Below are 17,055 nucleotides of genomic sequence, written 5' to 3'. Positions count from 1 at the left end.
TCAGCTATTTGAAAAATTCCGGTAAATATTCAGGGCGGTCCAGGCATCAGTGGCAGCGTAACTTTGCTGAGCTTCAGTTAACTGATCTGCCTCCCAGTTGGAAAGTTGTTGCGATTTTGAAATTCGAAACCCCAAAACTATGGCTGTGAGCTTTTTCAGACTAAAATTTTGAATGCCCAAATCTTTGGCGTGATCCTGTAATTCAATAAATCCGGCAGGGCTAAATCTGGCAATTCCCTGCAACCCTTTTATATCATCGCGAATGGCAACGCCGGCTTTAATAATTTCAGGACTGGCCAGAATATTCCTGATGGAAGTCGGAAGGCCAACTTTGTTTACCCGAATCAAAAAAGCTTCGTTTTGTGTGGAAAGTTGTAAAAGTGCAACCTTGTTTACCACTCCTTTTTTGAATGAAGGCCGTGTTTCGGTGTCGAACCCAATTACAGACCGGGTTGAAAGAAATTCCGCAACATCATTCACCTGTCCGGGTTTGTCAATAACATAAATATCTCCCTCAAACCACCGCAACGGCAGATCTGTTAATTCTTCTTTTGTTATACTTTCTTTAAACATTTTTTACTCCTCATCTGAAACGGTTCCCCAAAACCTGTCGAGCCATTCCGGGCTTCCTTTTCCAGGTTGTACTTCGTCGTTTTTTCCGGAGTTGTTATAAGCCGGAAATTCAACTTTGTCGGTAACCAGTTTATGTACTGCGCGCAGCACGTTCACCAATCGTTGTCCCCAAAAAACTTCGAAATGATAAACACAATCATACAGTGCATCGTTCATTATTTCTTCATCGCCCAGACTGTAAGCATTCAAAAAATCCTTCAAATCCTGGTAAACATCCAGCAGGCTTTCTGAAATGCTGGCTGTTACCATTTCTTCCCCAAATTGAATTTCAGGATCGAAAACTTCGTAATAACTATCGTATTCACCTAAAACTTCGAGCCAGCGTTGCTGCAAAACATTATAGTCCAGTTCCGAAACATATTTCTCCAATTCATCTTCCAGCAATTTTTCGGTTTCGGGCAACAGTGTGGCTTTCAAATACAGCAAAGGCAAAACTTTTTGCAGGTTTTTTATATTTTGGTCCACGGGAATGGTGCTGGCTTTTTCAATAAGCCCGCAAAATTCATTGGCGACAGTCACAAACTCCACCACATTTTTTGAATAAACCACTGAATGTAAATCTGAATCACTCATAATTTTCTGAAAATGAAAACCGCTGCAAAAGTAATAAAGATATTTAAAATGAAGCAGAAGGATTCTCAGTAGGATTTAAGACAAACTCCACTAATGAAAATCCGGTTCATCGCATTCATTTCTTTTCACTGGAACTTTTTACGTAGCTTTTCCTTTATTGAGCATTCGAAATTGAATATTGAATATTTCTCTTAATAAATATTTAATGCAAAATACTCAATGTTGAACATCCAAATAACCTGCCTGCGGATTAAAAATTCGACAGATTTATTCCTCCAGAAAATACCTCAACTGGTCGAGCATAATGGGTACATCTTCACTTTCAATACCCTGACTGAGCAGGTGCGGCAAATCTTCTTCGAAAACGGCAAGGAATTCTGCTTCCGAAAAACCATCTTTCGAAATGGATTTTTTATAATAATCCAATGCTGATTTCCGATTTCCCAGGCTCCACTGTACATGGCCCATATTCATAAAATCGTGTTTGTTGGGAGCGTCATCTATTAATTGCAGAAAATATTTTTCAGCCTGTTCTTTTTTCCCGGTAAGAAATGAACACCAGGCTATGGGCCGCCACACTTTTTTGTTCCCGGGCGCCAGGTATTCCACCTTAAAATAGCATTTTAGTGCTTCATCATATTCATCCAATTCCAGCAGGCAATGTCCAACATTAAGTTGGGTGTTCAAACTTTCCGAATCTATTTTTTCAGCAGCCTGGTAATATTCCAGGGCTTTGCCGGGTTGTTTCAGGTTACGGTAGCAAAGCGCTATTTTTTTCAGGTTCCACAGCCGGTTTATGTCATACAATTCAGCTTTCAGATAACCTTCCAGCGCTTTTTCAAAATCGCCCAGATTCTGGTAACAATAGGCAATTTTCTGGTACAACTCACCATTTTTTTCCTGTTCAATTAAGTACCCAAAAACTTCGGCAGCTTCCTCAAAATGGTTCTTTCCAAAATAATACTCTGCAATATTGCGCAATACTTTTGTGTCTTCCCTTAAAATATCGCCCAGAGCCAGTTTATTGTGAAAATCGAACCGCCAGTTAAAAATATCTTCAAAGTCGTTTTTGCGCGGAAAAAGTTTGTAAAACCGGTACAAATCCTGAATATACTGGTTCGAAATAAATTCTGCCTTGCGCCCGGGTTGTGTCAGTTCTTCGTCTTCTTCCAATTCTTTAAGCTGATCCATTTCGGCATTAATGCCTTGTGTCATAAATTCGCGGTTTTCTTTGGGCAGGCTCTGAATGCTGAAACAAAATGAATATTTGTCTGAGTTACACAAAACCGGTGCCTTGTCCAAAGCTTCCATCAACCGCTTACTGGTATCATCCTTAATATTCAGAACATTTGCAATTTCAGGATTTTCAGGAAAAAACGGAATAAACCAGTTGCCCATTTCCCCATAAAACGGAAAAGATTTAAGCATGGCAAACGATCCCATAAACACATCGGCGCCTTCCATTTGCAGCTCCGAAAACTCCTGCATTTTATCCATTAAACCCGGCGAATCTTTAAAAATCTCTTCCCAATCCGGATTTTTATCTTCCGAAAATCCTTCGTCCATCAAACTGTCGAGGTTAATTTTATCTTTCAGGTTTGGACTTATTTTTATCATCTCCGGCATAATTTCATCACGGATTCGTTGCTGCAGTTTTTCGGTTTCTTTACTTCGGATGAATTGAACAATTACCCGTTCGAGGTTCCGTTTAAATTCCGGATTCTCGTTCAGAATTTTCAACCGCCCGGTAATTTCAGGATAAAAGGGTATTCGGGCATCGTACCGATACAGGTTTACCAGCAAACCAACCAATGCGCGCTGGTTAATTTCCATTTCTTCCGAATCGTAGGCATCGAATAAAAGGGTAAATTTTTCGGGATCGAAATAGCGTTGCAGGCTGAGCATGAGGGCAGTTACCATATACGATTTGTAAGCAACCAAAACTACCGGGCTCATAATAAAGTTGCGCAATGGTTCGGCTTCGGCAGGTGACAGTTTGTCTGTAAACCAGATGTGGTAAAACAATCTCCGCATTTTTTGCTGATGTTCTTTTGCTGCCTCAAGGGAAGCAACCTCATCTCCCTGATTTTCATCCTGAAGGTAATAATCTTCCAGTTCCGTCAACCAGGCCGTAAAGTTGGGAATGAAATTATTTTTAAAACCACGCTTTTTTTCATATTCAATGGTGGGTGAAAACCTGAGCCGAATGGCTTCATTTATTTTTTCAGCCAGCTCAAAAACCGACACAATCAGTTTACGGTAAACCTTTTGCCGCTCAGGATCCTGAGTTCCTTCCACCGTGTATTTCAGCATGTAGTGGTAGGTTTCTTCCAGATTTTTATATTCGTCGTAAAATATACCGAGACCATTTTCAGCAATAAGTTTTCCCAGCATATCAAAAGCCGGTTTCAACCTTCTTGCTGCCAGATTGCTGCAAATTTCAGTATATATTTTTTTGAGTTCCTGTTCTGTCATATTCATTATTCTTATTCAAATTTAGGTCAAAATAAGAACTCATCAAAAAACAAACCAAGAAAATAGTATGCGGAATTGGCAGTCTTAGTGTATAATTTAGTGCTGTTGAATTATTTCAAACAGAAACCGGGAAATGTTTACTTCGAATCCATCCATGTGTTTCACCGGCGTGTGACCTGCCCCGGTAATGGTGACCAATTCGTTTCTGACGTTATTTTTGTCCAGTTCTGCTTTTAACTTCACTGAGTTGTCATAAGCCACCAATTCATCCTCTGTGCCATGAATAATGATGGTGGGCGGATCGTTTTCATCCACAACTGGTTCGCCCCATTCTGCTGAAGGACTGCCCCAAAGATTCACAAATGCAATTATTCCTGAATTGTCCACACCCGGAATGTTGTTGTTATCATTCAAACACAAATTCGTACCCAGAATTCCGCCGGCAGATCCTCCTGCAACAATAATTTTTGAAGGATCGATTTTCAGCATTTCTGCGTTTTCGCGAAGCCAGACGAGGGCTTTTCCGGCATCCTCAACAGCATCGAAAATTGTTTCTTCCGGATTTTCCCTGGGCTGTTCACGAATCCTGTAATCGATAGATAATCCTACATAACCTTTCATGGAAAACCGTTTGACCAGTTCAACAATGTACGACTGGCTTTTATCATTTCCCGGACGAAAGCCACCACCATGAATCCATAAAATTACCGGGCGGTTCAGTTGTTCATCGCCTTGCGGTGTATAAATATCAAGCTTCAAATTTTCCAGCTCCCCTTTTTCATTCACTGATTCAGCAAATTTTATATCTTTTTGAATGTCAACTTCTTTAAAAGTTCTATCCAGATAACGCGTTTTTTCCGGCAATTGGTTTTGTTGAGTTTTACTGGGAAAAGAAAATCCTAAAAAAATAAATGTAACTACTAACAGAAATGCTCTTATGCCTGAATAACGATACATGGTATTGACTTTTAATAATTATGCGATAAAGGTAAAGAAAATTCAACTCCTGAAATTTTTATTCGGTGAATTCCAATGAATTCTGGCCACAAAAACGCTGCCGTCGGAGCCGTATTTTTCCACACCATGCGGCTGCATCCATTCCGAAACGGTAACCCAGGTTTCGTTTTTGCTTACATCGGTTACGCCAAAATTTCCCAGTCGTGCACCACGTTCAGGTACCAGAATTTGTTCCGTTTCCCTGATTACGCACAGTTTTTCCGGATCGACCTGTGCCATAAACAGCGGTGCCCGGTGCCGGAAAACATGGTCGTTGTTTGCGCCCCGGCGGGTGTAAACCAAAAACAGACTTTCGCTGTGCGTTACCCAATGCTGCTGGGTATTGTAATTTCCCAGGTCGCTGCCGTCGTCAAATGTCCAGGGTACATAACTTCCAAAGTGTAACCCGTCTTTACTATGGGCAACAAAACCTTTCTCGTCATTTCGAATGGTCATAAAAAATTCACCCTTAAACCGGGTAAGCGAAGGTTCATGCAGTCCCCTGGTGTCATTGTCAATATTTAATTCTGAGCCGTGTACCAAATAGTTCAATCCTTCCCCGTCGAATGAGCACCGGCAGACGGTAACGTTGGAATTTTTTCCAGGCGGACGAAACGATATGGGCAGTAGAATGGTGCCGTCTTCCAAATCGAAACGCTGGGCACAACCGGCACCTGAATTGTAAAACTTTTCATCAGCTGGCATTTGCAGTTTTTTCCAGTCGCCCCAGTTTCCGGTTTCGGCATTGTAAATCGAATAGGAAGTGTGCCGAGATCTGGGGTTGGTCACTTTCCATTCGGGCGTGTAAACAACCGTGTGGCCGGTGCCGAGCAGTTTTTCCGAGGATTGGTGCCACCCCGGCCAGAAATCGCTTACTGCCACGGGGCGTTCCACGCCATCGATAATTTCAAAGCGGGGTTTCAGCGTTTCCAGTTCCACCGGTTCGCTCCAGGTGTTTCCCAGATCATGGGTTTCCAGCCCGAACATTCCCCGAAACACATCGCTGCCCGCCAAATCGAGGCTGTTCATGGTCATTACAACCCGTGGCGCACCGTTTTTCCCAAAACCCGGAACTATTCCGGCACGCGGATGGCTCCAGCATTTTTCCCCATCGAATAGTTTCGTTACGACATCGAGACTCAACTCAAAACCTGCATCTTTACTGAAATTCAGGCAAGATGGAAGAATCAGGTATGAAATTCCACCAAATATTGATTTTTTCAGAAAATTTCTTCTTTCCATCCGAATTACCTGTTAGTTAAAATAGAAGGTGCCCTTTCCCAGTTTCACTTCTACAAGATTGTCGCCTGTTTCCAATACTTCAACATCCTGATCAAACTGAACGGAATTAATTCCAGGCCCATTCAGTTTAATTATTCCGCCGGTCGTGACAATTGCACCTGATTTTCCATTTAAATAAACAGTAACCGGAACATTGGATTCAAATCCGGTATCAGACGAAGAAAAATGAGTTCCGTTTCGTACAAACCAAAATCCTGATTGCCTGAATAAAGCCATTTCAGCCTGAACCGAGTGTCCGGCAACCTGAACTTTTGATACACCTTCAGATTCAAAAATATAATCGGTTTCTTCATTCAGAGTAACAGTAGAAACGTTAAATCCATCGCCCTGAATCCGCTGAAAACCAGCTTTTGGATGTTCAGCGTCACTTGGAAATAAAACCGTTACCAAATTCCTTTTCCCCTCTGAATCAACCGGATAAACAGACTCGAGCCGGTTATGATCCGGGTAATTTGGATACCTGTCGGGAACCGCCGACTGCACTTTTTCCACATGCACTGCTTCAGCCAGAGTGGCATAAAAAATGGTAAGTTTTGTGCCGGGCACGGTTGGATAATGATCAATCTCTGCCTCATATTCCAAATTGGCCGATATTTCGGTTACCGTTGTTTCGTTGGCCGGATGAATGTAATTTTTGACCACATTTCCGGCATTTGATTCCACCTTATCCATCACAACAAAATAACCATGTGCCTTTTCGTTTCCATGCACCAGCAGAAGATTTCGGTAATGTTTGCTTCCGGTTAGTGCGGGCCCTGAAAATCCGCAGGCAAAATCAAGCTGGCTGGTGGTAAATCCCTCCACAATTCCACCGCCGAGACGAGATTTATGATTTTCCCCGTTTAGGGTTAACGTATTGTTTAATGCAGCGGCGCGGGTTGGTTCACCCAACCGTCCACCGTTAACCAACAACCGGTTACCAAGTCCTGAAAGCGCCAGGCCATTTACCTCGTTGTGGGTGTGCCACTCGTCCTGAGATTTAATGTTGTACAAAACACCGTGCAACCCGTTTGGATCATCTTCCTTTTCGCGGAAAAAAGCCCCGCCGTTTTCGTAAAACTGACTGGAAGGAACTACCGGTTCAGGTAGCGCCGACTTTGGAAGAATGTACGTTAAAATATGTCCGATTGCCGGTCTTCCTTCATGAAACCAGGCAGCATACCCGGCCGCTTCTTCGTCGAAATTTCCAACGCGGCGGTGCAGCATGTCGTTGTTAATTCCCTGAGTGGGAAGCATGTCGCCAAAAATGGCCATCTCTTTGGCACAGTTTACGCTGGAACCAAACAGCCACCGGTGAAACTTTTTTAACCGCTCGTTATTGTAATACCTTTTATCGATGCCGGTAAATTCAAGCACATCCATGTAACCCGATTTCGAAACGCGGCTGTCGCCACCGCCTACCCTTTCCCAGGCATAGTGGTTGGTAACCGGACTCACGCCGTCGTTAGTAATTTGCACCATTATACCGTTGAAGTAGTCGTCGTCGGGTGTGGTGCGATCGCCTTTGTAAATATCCCAGGCACCATGCGTTCCCCGCCGGATATCAGCCCACGATCCTTTGCGGTTTATTTTAAAAATCTGCGTTGAAATAACCTCTTCGCACCGTTCAATTTCGGAAGAGGTAAGCGCATCATAAACAATATCGAGCGCCAGAATAGCCACAAAAAATGAACCCATTGGCGGAACAACGCCACCCCAGTCGCCCCCATCTTCAACCCGTATTTTTGAATACTGGTTTACGATGGCATCGCGAACCCTTTGCGCGTGCACTTTTGCATTTGAATCTTCGAGAATATAGGCCAGTGCAGCCGCACCAACATAATCCTGCAAATCGTAAGCTTCTGTTTTGCTGCCGTTTTTTGATCGGGAAATGGCATCTTCTTTCATCGATTTCCAGGGCTCACTGGCAGCCTTTTGCCGTAATTCCTGAAACTGCTCTTTTTTTACAATTAAAAATGGGTGGTGCGATTCTTTTACTATCTCCTTTTGTTTTTCTTCTTCCGGAAAATCTTCCGTTTCGGCTTTGCAGGAAAAAGTTATTAAAATAAAACCAATGAGTATCGAAAAAATTTTAAGCATATTTTCAAATTTTATTGAACGGGTTTATCCATTACCCAAAGCAGCGGATTACGGATGGGCAGATTTCTAATCACTTCCTGCGTTTCGGGATAGCCATCGAGCGTTTTCCACAATTCAATGAACTCCGGTTTGTTGTAAGCCCTGCCCGCAAAAAGCAAAAACGGATGCCTCACCGGCCACTCGTCCCAGTACATCACATCCTCGCCATAGGGCCATTCCGATTTGTCTTCCACATAGGGAAACAGAAATTCTGCACCCAACTCCAGGTTTTTTCCATCGGGAGTTGAAAATTGGTACAGGTTATGATTTTCGTCCGACAAAATTTCGGCGGCAGTCATAAATGCATCGAGGTTAAACAACGAATAGCCGTAGGGTTTGGTGCGTCTGATTTCCAGCGGAAAAGAGCCGTCATCAGCCATTTGGTCGGGCAGCAAAATATCTTTAAAACGGGTTCTGCATAATTCCAGCACTTTTTCATTTTCGGTGAGCCGGGCAAACATTCCAACCTGCATCACCCAGCATGTGGCGTGGTTGTTTTTGGTGTTCATCTCGTCTATTCCGTAAGGATGTGTGGTGAGCCAGGTTACAAATTCGGAGAACCAGGCTTTTACAGGTGAAACCAAACTTTCCGGTAATGCCTTGTTTTGGTCCAGAATTTCTACAGAACGGGCCACTTCAATCAAATGAATGGCATCGATGATTCCGATTCCGCGCCCAGTTAAGCGGCCTTTAATGGCCTGTGCATAATTCAGACTGGGATTCATGCGGGTTTCAGGATTCACAAACCAGGCTTCCAGATGGCGGCCCACAGCATCGGCAAATTTTTGATCGCCGGTTAACAGCCAGGCCGAAGTTTGTTTGCCCGCAATCTTGCTCAGGCGAATCATGGCCAGCCTGTGCGCTACGAAGTTTTCCGGGTTGGTTTCCCCGTCGCGCTGAATGTAAGGCCCGTCCGGATTTTCAGGGTCGGGCCACCAGTAATCGCCTTCGGAATAAAAGTCGTTGGGCCCGCCGGCACTGCGTTCGCACACTTCGGAAGTAACGGTTATTGGCAAACTATCGAGGTAGCCGGTGACGGTTTCAACAATAAACTGCTGTTCGTCATTTGAAATGTAAGGAACTTCTTTTTCAGAACAACCTGATATTATTAATAGGATTAAGAACAAAAAACCTGCTTCTACTTTTTTATATTTCATGCTTTAATTCTTCTTTGTTATCACTACCTCATTTTTTCCTTTGGTTTTCGGGTTGTTTACCGTAAATACAATTCGGGTGATTCCATCGGGCCAGTAGCGGCTGAGGCCGGCGTCAGTTACCTCGTTAAATTCTATTTGCGGTGTAACCGATTTGGTGTTGTATTTCATTTCCAGATCGAATCCGTCGCCTTTCAGCAATAAAATGCCCGGTTTCTGTTCCGATACTTTGCAGTAGGTTACAAAATTTATGGTGGTGGGTTCGTCCAGCACTTTTTCCAGTTCATAATCGTCGTGAACAATAAACTGTTTACCGCGGTCGAGCTGATACGTACGCACCCATTTTTTCACAGCAGCTTCTTCGGGATAGGCTTTGGAAATGTCGGTTGAGAACACCGCTTTTTTTGCATCGGCTTTAAAGTTGGTATTCGAGGCCACAAAATTTCTTCCCTGCATTTGGTCCACGCCGTTTATTTTGGGCAGTTGATGGTACTGGCTTTGCATGGTCCAGATTTCATACCGGCGGCTGCTAAAGGTTTTAGCAGTGTAAGTTTCGCGGCCAAGATCAATAAGCGCAGGTTTTCCGTTGAAATACAACACACAGGTTCCCAAATCGTTGTGGTTATGGCTTTCGGCATTGTGCCCACCTTTGGCTGCAAAAAAGAATCCTTCGGAAGAACCTGCCTGGTCGCGGGCGCCGGCCACTTCAGTTTGCGGCAGCCAAAAATCGCTGATGCGCGCATTTTCCGTTTCCGCATTTTTTATTTCTTCCAAATGCATTAACTGCATAATCTGTTCGTCGATTTTTCCGCCGGGTGTTTCTTTGCCACAGTCCTGCTTTTCAGCCAGAAAAGCCCCGAATTTTTGCATCGTTGGGTCGCCAATGTCTTTGCCATAGCTGTAAATAATTTGCGGACGACTTCCGGTTGTGGCATCTGCATCGGCAAAGTTTATAAAGTACGGATAATCAATATAGGCTTTGTAAATGTAATTGCCCATGTTTTTGATGAGCTGATTGTCGTACACATCGAACTTGCCACCGGTAGCGCGTTTCAGCAGGTCGAGGCATTGGTAAAGCGATGCACCTGCCCTGCCCCAGTAACTGGGTCCTTCGTCGCAACCGCCATCATCGGGATACACATTCACGAATTCATCGAGCGAGCGAACCACTTTTTGCACCCCTTTAATTTTCTGTTGTTGATCATCCTCCAAAATTAAAATAGCTGTTAGCATGTTGTGGTTGGTCCAGGGATTCCAGTTGTTCACATGCCGCGAACCATCCAAACCCTGCCACCAGAAATCGTCCCGCTCGTAATAAGGAATCACGGCTTTTTTCATGATTTCGTCTTTCAGCCGTTTGGAGATGAGCGGGTGGATTTTATCGAATTCATCTTTAAACAAAAACCAGGTCCACGATAGAACATTGGCTATTTCGCCCACCCCGAGGTCTATAACCGGTTCATCGGCATCGGGCAAACCATGCGGCGCTTTCTGTGCGGTAAGGTGCGCCGACCAGCCCCACCAGGTTTGTTCGCTGTAATACCAGGCGCCGTTTACAATTTGGTCAGTAAACCGGCCCTTTCCTTCAGCCAGTTCACCCATTACCAGCGCCACGAGGGCAGCCCGCGGTGCCGCATAAACTTCCTGTTTCCGGTCGCCCGAGCGAATTATTTCGATGTAATCGGTGGCTTTAACAATCGGCCAGTCGTAATCCAGGTATTCTTCTGCATCCTGAATATACTCCTTTCGTATGGTTTCCGGCAAGTTATTCCAGAATTCACGATCGGTGTAATCAGGAAAATCCAATGTTGAAAAATCATTCACCAAAGCCTGAGCCAGGTTCGTTTCTTCAGCCTCTTTTTGAAGTAAATTTCGTTTTTCATAGGAAAATGCTCCAAATGAAAAACATGCCAATAAAACAATCAAAATAATTTTTTTCATGTCAGGTAAATATTTGGTTTAAAATGAATTGACGCGAATTTCAATATCGTTTACACCCGGGCTCAAACGAACCGATCCAAAGGAAAGATTCACCGGTTCTCCGTTTACGGTCACCACATCTTCGGCAGAAAATCCGGCATTAAATTCACCCACTACATTGGCAGGCAATTCAATTTTATACCGGGTTAAACGGTTGTTTATACGATTATATTCGCCGCGAATTTCACCACGAATGGTCGGAACTTTTATTGAACTGTTTTTTAAAGTACTCATTTGTGGCTTGATGGTCACCACCTCATAGCCAGGAGTTTTGGGTTGAATTCCCCACAAATAACGGGGAATAATATTTGCCGGCGCAGCGCCCCAGGCGTGGTTCCAGTCGGCATTGGGTTTGTAACGCATGTCCCAAGCTTCGAGCGCAATGGTGGAACCAATTTTTATCATGTTGTACCAACTTCGGTCGTGGGTAGCGGTCATCAGTTCGAGCGCATAATCCTCATCGCCACCGTTGTAAATCGCTTCCATTAAAAACTGGGCGCCGTAAACGCTGGGGCCCATTCCGCGGGTTTTCAGGTACGCAGCCACACTTTTTTTGTGTGCTTCCGGCACAATGCCAAAAGCCAGTGGCATCATGTTGGCATGTGACGAACCGTGGTCGGTTCCGATTCCATCGCGGTAATAACCACCCTCTTCGACAAACAAATGTTCGTTGATGGCTTTTTTTGCTTTGGCAGCCCGAAGTTCAAAATCCAGCTCTTCTTCGGGTTTGTTGAGCAGCCTGGCAAATTCGGCCATAATTTTCATATTCATGTAATAAAAACTATTGATGACCGTGTTAACAGGCCTGAACACAAAACCATCGCGTTCGCCCTGCGGCCAGTCTTTCGGCAGTTTCCAGCCCGTGTCTTTTTGGGCAGGCGGCCAGTCCACAATATCGCGGACCCGCTGCGTGGTATCGGCAAACCCGAGTTTTGCCATAAATTCGCCTGTAAGTTTGGGCGAATGGGTGCTAATCAAACCTTCCTGAACTTCGAGTTCCATCAGCGTTTTGTGTTTCAGTGGTTCGTAATATTTTTCAATCAACTCAGTGTTTCCGGTGTACATGTAATCTTGAAAAAACATGAGCGCCACATGCAACTGCCACTCTGTGGGCCAGGTGGGTTTTTCCATAAAATATTCGATGGTCCGGCGCGCAATGGCATATTCGTTATCCACTGAATAGTGGCTCAACTGGTTTAGGTAAGCATCGGCTTCGTAGGGAATGCGTTCGCGGTCGCCATCCACATAAACTCCGGCAAATGAGGTTGCTTTCTGGGTATATTTGCACATTTTCCAAACCTGATTTAAAATGGTATCGGAACTGGAAAAACTGCTTGTTTCTTCCTCGAAATAATTAAAATACGCGACCTGCACTATATCTTCCGAAGTCAAATTCTGAGCTCCCTCAATTTCCACATAACGAAATGGCATAATCACCGGAAAGGAATCGGGCAAAGCCACGGCCATTTCGTTGGTATTTCGTTCGTCGGGAATTAATTCAATCTGGTAGTGTGACTTTTCCGGTGTAACCTGCAACTGAACTTGCTGATAACGGATTGTTCCGCCGGGGTTGCGGTCAATTTTTCCGTCCAATAACTTTTCACCCAGCCGAATGGTAAGGGTTTCTGAATTTTCTGCTTTATAATTCAATTCCAGTGTTCCAAAAGCAGCTTTTCCAAAATCGATAAAATAGCTTCTGTCTGCATTCTTATTGAATGCTGCCGGTTTTATTTTTTCAACGTGAAACCAGTTGTGCGATGTAAGTTTTTCGCCAAACTCTCCGGTTTGAAAATATTGTGGTTCAGAATATTCCGAGAGCCGGTTGTCCTGATCAAAAATCCGCACCTTCCAGAAATATTCCGTGTTTTCCGACAAGGGTTCACCGCCAAACTCAATATCGGCAGATTGGTTGCTGCGCACATTTCCGCTGTCCCACACATCGCCAATATTTTTCTTAATATTTTCTTTGGTTGAAGAAACCAGGATTTGATACCCTTTTTGAATGACCGCTTCTTTCGGGACAAACCAGCTAAATTCTGGTTTGCTATCGATAATTTTGGTGAACCGGGGATCGCGAATGTATTCAACGGTCAAACCTGTAGGAACACCGGAATACGGATCGGCATATTCTTCTGTTAGCCTGTCCAGTTTGTTCCTGAGTTTCTTCAGTACTTCGGCATATTCCGGTTTTGAAACGAGGTTGTTGGTTTCTTTTGGATCATTTTTCAGGTTGTACAATTCTTCCGATGATTTGTCATTTACATACCTGAAATATTTCCATTCCGAAGTACGCACCCCTTCGCTGGGCGGAATGTTTTCAAATTCCCAAAGGTGTTCGATTAAAATGGTGTCGCGATCCAGTGATTTTTGCGCACCTGAAACAACCGGCAACAGGCTTTTTCCGTGCCACGATTGTGGTATCGGAACCCCGGCCAAATCGAGCATGGTTGCCGGCACATCGATGTTCAATGCCATATCATCCAAATCGCGGTGCTGTTTTACCCGCGGATCGTAAACAATGAGCGGAACACGCACCGAATTGTCGTACATCAGCCATTTGCCCGCCAGTTGGCGCTCGCCCAAAAAATAACCATTGTCGCCCATCAAAATAATGACGGTATTTTTATCGAGGCCTTTTTCTTTTAGTTTATTTCTGATTTTGGCTATTTCCAGATCTATTCCATAAATCATCCGGTAATAGCCTTTTACGCTGTGCTGGTATTTTTCGGGCGTGTCATAGCGCCAGGTCCAGCGCAGACGGTTAAATCCTTCGCGCACAGGCAGCGGCTGTTCCAGAAAATATTTGTCACCGGCCAGTTCCGGACCGGGCATTTCCATATTTTGATACAACTTTCCTGACTCTTTCTGCCAGAAATACTGCAGGGGAGCACCATCGTGGGCATGTGGCGCGCTAAAACTCAGCGAGAGGCAAAAGGGCTTTTCAGTGGGGGCATCATCAATAAAATCCAAAGCTTGTTGCCCGGTGTAACGGGTAAGATGAACCGTGTCTCCGTTTATTGTTTTGTAAAAATATCCCCGGTAATCCCTGAACTGGTTGTTCCGGTCGTAATCGTCAATCACATCAAACAACTTCTCTTTTTCAGAAAAATTCACGCCAAATTTCCCAAAGAAACCGGTATAATATCCAGCCTCTTTTATAAGCTTAGGATAAGATTCTTCCATATATTCTTTACGAATGGGCCCGGTTTGAAAAGTATATTTGTGGGTTCGCTCGTGCAATCCGCTGAAAATACTGGCCCGGCTGGCCGAGCAAATGGGAGTGGTAACAATTCCGTTTCGGAAATAAACTCCGCTTTCTGCCAGCTTATCCATTTCAGGCGTTTGGATGATTTTGTTGCCGGCGTAGCCCAATGCATCCCAACGCTGGTCGTCGGTGAGAATGAAAATGATGTTGGGTTTGTCCTGAACTTGTTTTTGATCGGTTTTGTTTCCGGAAACAAGTCCGGAGGTGCCAAACAACAATACCAGTAAATTGATTTTTATTGAATTCATTATTCTAAATTTTTATTTCGAAATATACCAGTTTTCTATTTTTTTCTGCAAATCTTTTACAATATCCGGAAAACTGCCGGCAAGGTTTTCATTTTCATGCGGGTCTTTTTCAATATTAAATAGCTCTGTTTCAGCTTCTGGTTTGTTTGTTTTGTCCGGAAGGATTAATTTCCATGGAAAATCTATGGCCATGCGGTAATACAAACTTGAATCGATGGTCGTAAAATCGTGTGCAAAAGTTTCGGCAAAAATAAGTTCCCGGTTATTCAGAGCCGTTGTATCGAGCACATTGATTCCCTGCAATCCGGCAGGCGGTTCAATTCCGCAAATACTGTAAATAGTGGTGGCAATATCAATGCTGCTTACCGGATTTTTGGTATTAAATTCAGGTTCTATTTTTCCGTTCCAGTTAAAAATAATTGGCGTGCGGATTCCCATCTCATAAGGTTCGCGTTTCGAGCGGGGCGCATAAACATTGGATTTGTCCGGGTCCTGAATCCAGCCATTGTCGCAAACATAAACAAACAATGTATTTTTTTTCAATCCTTTATGTTCCACATAATCAATGAGTTGTCCGCACGTAATATCGAACCATTCGCACATAGCCCAGTAATTTGCCACAGCTTCGGTGGGAGCCAGTGGCAGGTATTTTTGTTTCAGGCTGTCGGGCGGAGTGTGTGGTGCATGGGGTAAAAACGGTGCATACCACACATAAAAAGGTTTGTTTTGTTCTTCGGCAGAATCGATAAACCGGTAAACTTCATCGAGACCTTCCCGTCCAATTTTCAGACCTTCGTCGCCATGACGACCACCGCGTGCGGGATCACCGTGAGTCATACCTTTTTCGAAACCTCCGCTTGCAAAATTTCCAAGCCACCATTTGCCGGTTTGCAAAGAGGTATATCCGTTTTCGCCTAAAACATCGGCAATGGTTTCCAGTTCTTCAAAATTCGAAATTAAAGGACGATAATGTTCCATTCGCTCCTGCATCCATTCGGCAGAATACTTTCTTTCTGAAGAAGAAAAAACCGGGTCGTTGCCCAGAATACCGTGCTGGTGCGGATACAAACCCGTTGCAATGGAAGCCAGTGCCGGACTGCAAAGCGGCGCAGTTGTGTAACCGTGCGTAAATGTTAAACCCTGCGCTGCCAGTTGGTCAATACGCGGAGTTTGAATGTGTTCGTGCCCTGTAAAACTGTAATCTGTCCAACTCTGGTCGTCTGAAATAATCAGCACAATGTTGGGCCTTTCCACCTTTTCTGATTTTTTATTCTTGTTAAATGAACAACCGGATAACAAAAAGAGGATGGCTAAAAAGGCGATTTGTAAATTGTTTTTCATTGGTTTATCTTTTTATCGGTTACCAGTTTGTATTATTCTGTTCATTGTCATTCTTAATAATATTTACATTTCAACCAAAGTTTCATTTTGTCCAAATTTTAAAATTACTATAAATTGCCGAACGTGTGTACATGTGCCTTAATCCAATTCTTCCTTCTTTTATAGGAGGAAGATGACTGGTATCCCATGAGTAAACTTTTGATTTCTCTTTTCCGATGATTTGAAAGTATAAACGTCCGTCTGTTTTGATAACCGTGACCATATACGTTTCACCCGATTTAAATAAACCGGTATCAAAAAAAGTGGGCTCCACTTCCAGTTCCCTGAAACCTTTATCGGGCAAAACCGGATACCGGCGCACACGAATATAATCCTTCGTTTCCTCATTGTTTGGGAAAGCGGCAAAACTGATGTGCAGCGTTTTCATGTTGTTGAAATAGGTTCGCATGGAAGGCACGGTGCGCAAATGGTTCCAATGTGAGATATCTTTGACAAATTCCCCTTCTTCTTTTCCGGTGGCCTGAATGTAAAGAATATTGACCGCTTTGGTTTCTTCGTCTGTTCTGGTGTAATCGAATTCAATTTTTACATCTCCATGAAACGACTTTTTTGTCCATAAAACCATGTGATGGGCGTCGTTGCCGAATTCGGGACCTGCCTGCAGGTGCATTCCTTTTTCTGTGTTTTCAACTTTGGCAATTTCACCATCGAGGAACCAGTTGGTTTGCCAGTTGTTTGTGCAGTCATCTGACATTTCTAATTTCCAGTGGACATCATTTTCCAACTTTTCGAAAATTACGTTTTCCGAATTCTGCCCCCAAATAAAAAACGGAAATAAAATCAGAAATAAAAACAAATAGAATTGCATAAATGGGGTGCAGTTCTCATATTACGCAGTTAATTTTGTATAATACCTTTCAGAAAATTCATTCCAAAATCCTTTCCACCTGTTGGATTTTACGACTGTTCT

Annotated in this window: 11 protein-coding genes; all 11 read right to left on the bottom strand. The window is 43.7% G+C overall.

Annotation, left to right across the window (positions count from 1 at the left end):
• Complete coding sequence (locus ACESMA_RS04050; RefSeq protein WP_372947487.1) at positions 1–573, bottom strand: 3'-5' exonuclease; 573 nt, start codon at positions 571–573, stop codon at positions 1–3.
• A 3-nt stretch (positions 574–576) separates the two neighbouring features.
• Positions 577–1,206 (bottom strand): DUF5063 domain-containing protein, encoded by a 630-nt coding sequence (locus ACESMA_RS04045; protein WP_372947486.1) that lies wholly within the window; start codon positions 1,204–1,206, stop codon positions 577–579.
• A 267-nt stretch (positions 1,207–1,473) separates the two neighbouring features.
• Complete coding sequence (locus ACESMA_RS04040; RefSeq protein ID WP_372947485.1) at positions 1,474–3,687, bottom strand: tetratricopeptide repeat protein; 2,214 nt, start codon at positions 3,685–3,687, stop codon at positions 1,474–1,476.
• A gap of 90 nt (positions 3,688–3,777) precedes the next feature.
• Positions 3,778–4,638: an alpha/beta hydrolase gene (locus ACESMA_RS04035; protein WP_372947484.1), complete on the bottom strand. Its 861-nt coding sequence runs from the start codon at positions 4,636–4,638 to the stop codon at positions 3,778–3,780.
• Positions 4,639–4,680: 42 nt separating this feature from the next.
• Positions 4,681–5,919 carry a sialidase family protein gene (locus tag ACESMA_RS04030; protein WP_372947483.1) on the bottom strand — a complete coding sequence of 413 codons (1,239 nt, stop codon included), beginning with the start codon at positions 5,917–5,919 and terminating at the stop codon, positions 4,681–4,683.
• A 12-nt stretch (positions 5,920–5,931) separates the two neighbouring features.
• The gene (locus ACESMA_RS04025; RefSeq protein ID WP_372947482.1) at positions 5,932–8,058 is read right to left on the bottom strand and encodes a hypothetical protein; all 2,127 of its coding nucleotides are present in this window, start codon (positions 8,056–8,058) and stop codon (positions 5,932–5,934) included.
• 11 nt (positions 8,059–8,069) lie between these two features.
• Positions 8,070–9,254 carry an alginate lyase family protein gene (locus ACESMA_RS04020; protein ID WP_372947481.1) on the bottom strand — a complete coding sequence of 395 codons (1,185 nt, stop codon included), beginning with the start codon at positions 9,252–9,254 and terminating at the stop codon, positions 8,070–8,072.
• 3 nt (positions 9,255–9,257) lie between these two features.
• The gene (locus ACESMA_RS04015; protein WP_372947480.1) at positions 9,258–11,192 is read right to left on the bottom strand and encodes a heparinase II/III family protein; all 1,935 of its coding nucleotides are present in this window, start codon (positions 11,190–11,192) and stop codon (positions 9,258–9,260) included.
• An 18-nt stretch (positions 11,193–11,210) separates the two neighbouring features.
• Positions 11,211–14,744: a family 78 glycoside hydrolase catalytic domain gene (locus ACESMA_RS04010; RefSeq protein WP_372947479.1), complete on the bottom strand. Its 3,534-nt coding sequence runs from the start codon at positions 14,742–14,744 to the stop codon at positions 11,211–11,213.
• Positions 14,745–14,756: 12 nt separating this feature from the next.
• A complete protein-coding gene (locus ACESMA_RS04005; protein WP_372947478.1) occupies positions 14,757–16,085 on the bottom strand; it encodes a sulfatase in 1,329 nt (442 codons plus the stop codon).
• Between the two features lie 82 nt (positions 16,086–16,167).
• Entirely contained in the window at positions 16,168–16,839 is a 672-nt protein-coding gene (locus ACESMA_RS04000; RefSeq protein WP_372947477.1) for a DUF1961 family protein, read from the bottom strand.
• Between the last annotated feature and the right edge of the window lie 216 nt (positions 16,840–17,055).

The sequence above is a fragment of the Mariniphaga sp. genome, from assembly GCF_041687215.1.
In the GTDB taxonomy this organism is placed as follows: domain Bacteria; phylum Bacteroidota; class Bacteroidia; order Bacteroidales; family Prolixibacteraceae; genus Mariniphaga.
This window is presented reverse-complemented; position numbering and strand designations above follow the sequence as displayed.

What these genes read in the sequence shown, in the direction of transcription:
- ACESMA_RS04050 (WP_372947487.1), bottom strand. Translation starts at nt 573, where the DNA reads ATGTTTAAAGAAAGTATAACAAAAGAAGAATTAACAGATCTGCCGTTG.
- ACESMA_RS04045 (WP_372947486.1), bottom strand. Translation starts at nt 1,206, where the DNA reads ATGAGTGATTCAGATTTACATTCAGTGGTTTATTCAAAAAATGTGGTG.
- ACESMA_RS04040 (WP_372947485.1), bottom strand. Translation starts at nt 3,687, where the DNA reads ATGAATATGACAGAACAGGAACTCAAAAAAATATATACTGAAATTTGC.
- ACESMA_RS04035 (WP_372947484.1), bottom strand. Translation starts at nt 4,638, where the DNA reads ATGTATCGTTATTCAGGCATAAGAGCATTTCTGTTAGTAGTTACATTT.
- ACESMA_RS04030 (WP_372947483.1), bottom strand. Translation starts at nt 5,919, where the DNA reads ATGGAAAGAAGAAATTTTCTGAAAAAATCAATATTTGGTGGAATTTCA.
- ACESMA_RS04025 (WP_372947482.1), bottom strand. Translation starts at nt 8,058, where the DNA reads ATGCTTAAAATTTTTTCGATACTCATTGGTTTTATTTTAATAACTTTT.
- ACESMA_RS04020 (WP_372947481.1), bottom strand. Translation starts at nt 9,254, where the DNA reads ATGAAATATAAAAAAGTAGAAGCAGGTTTTTTGTTCTTAATCCTATTA.
- ACESMA_RS04015 (WP_372947480.1), bottom strand. Translation starts at nt 11,192, where the DNA reads ATGAAAAAAATTATTTTGATTGTTTTATTGGCATGTTTTTCATTTGGA.
- ACESMA_RS04010 (WP_372947479.1), bottom strand. Translation starts at nt 14,744, where the DNA reads ATGAATTCAATAAAAATCAATTTACTGGTATTGTTGTTTGGCACCTCC.
- ACESMA_RS04005 (WP_372947478.1), bottom strand. Translation starts at nt 16,085, where the DNA reads ATGAAAAACAATTTACAAATCGCCTTTTTAGCCATCCTCTTTTTGTTA.
- ACESMA_RS04000 (WP_372947477.1), bottom strand. Translation starts at nt 16,839, where the DNA reads ATGTCAGATGACTGCACAAACAACTGGCAAACCAACTGGTTCCTCGAT.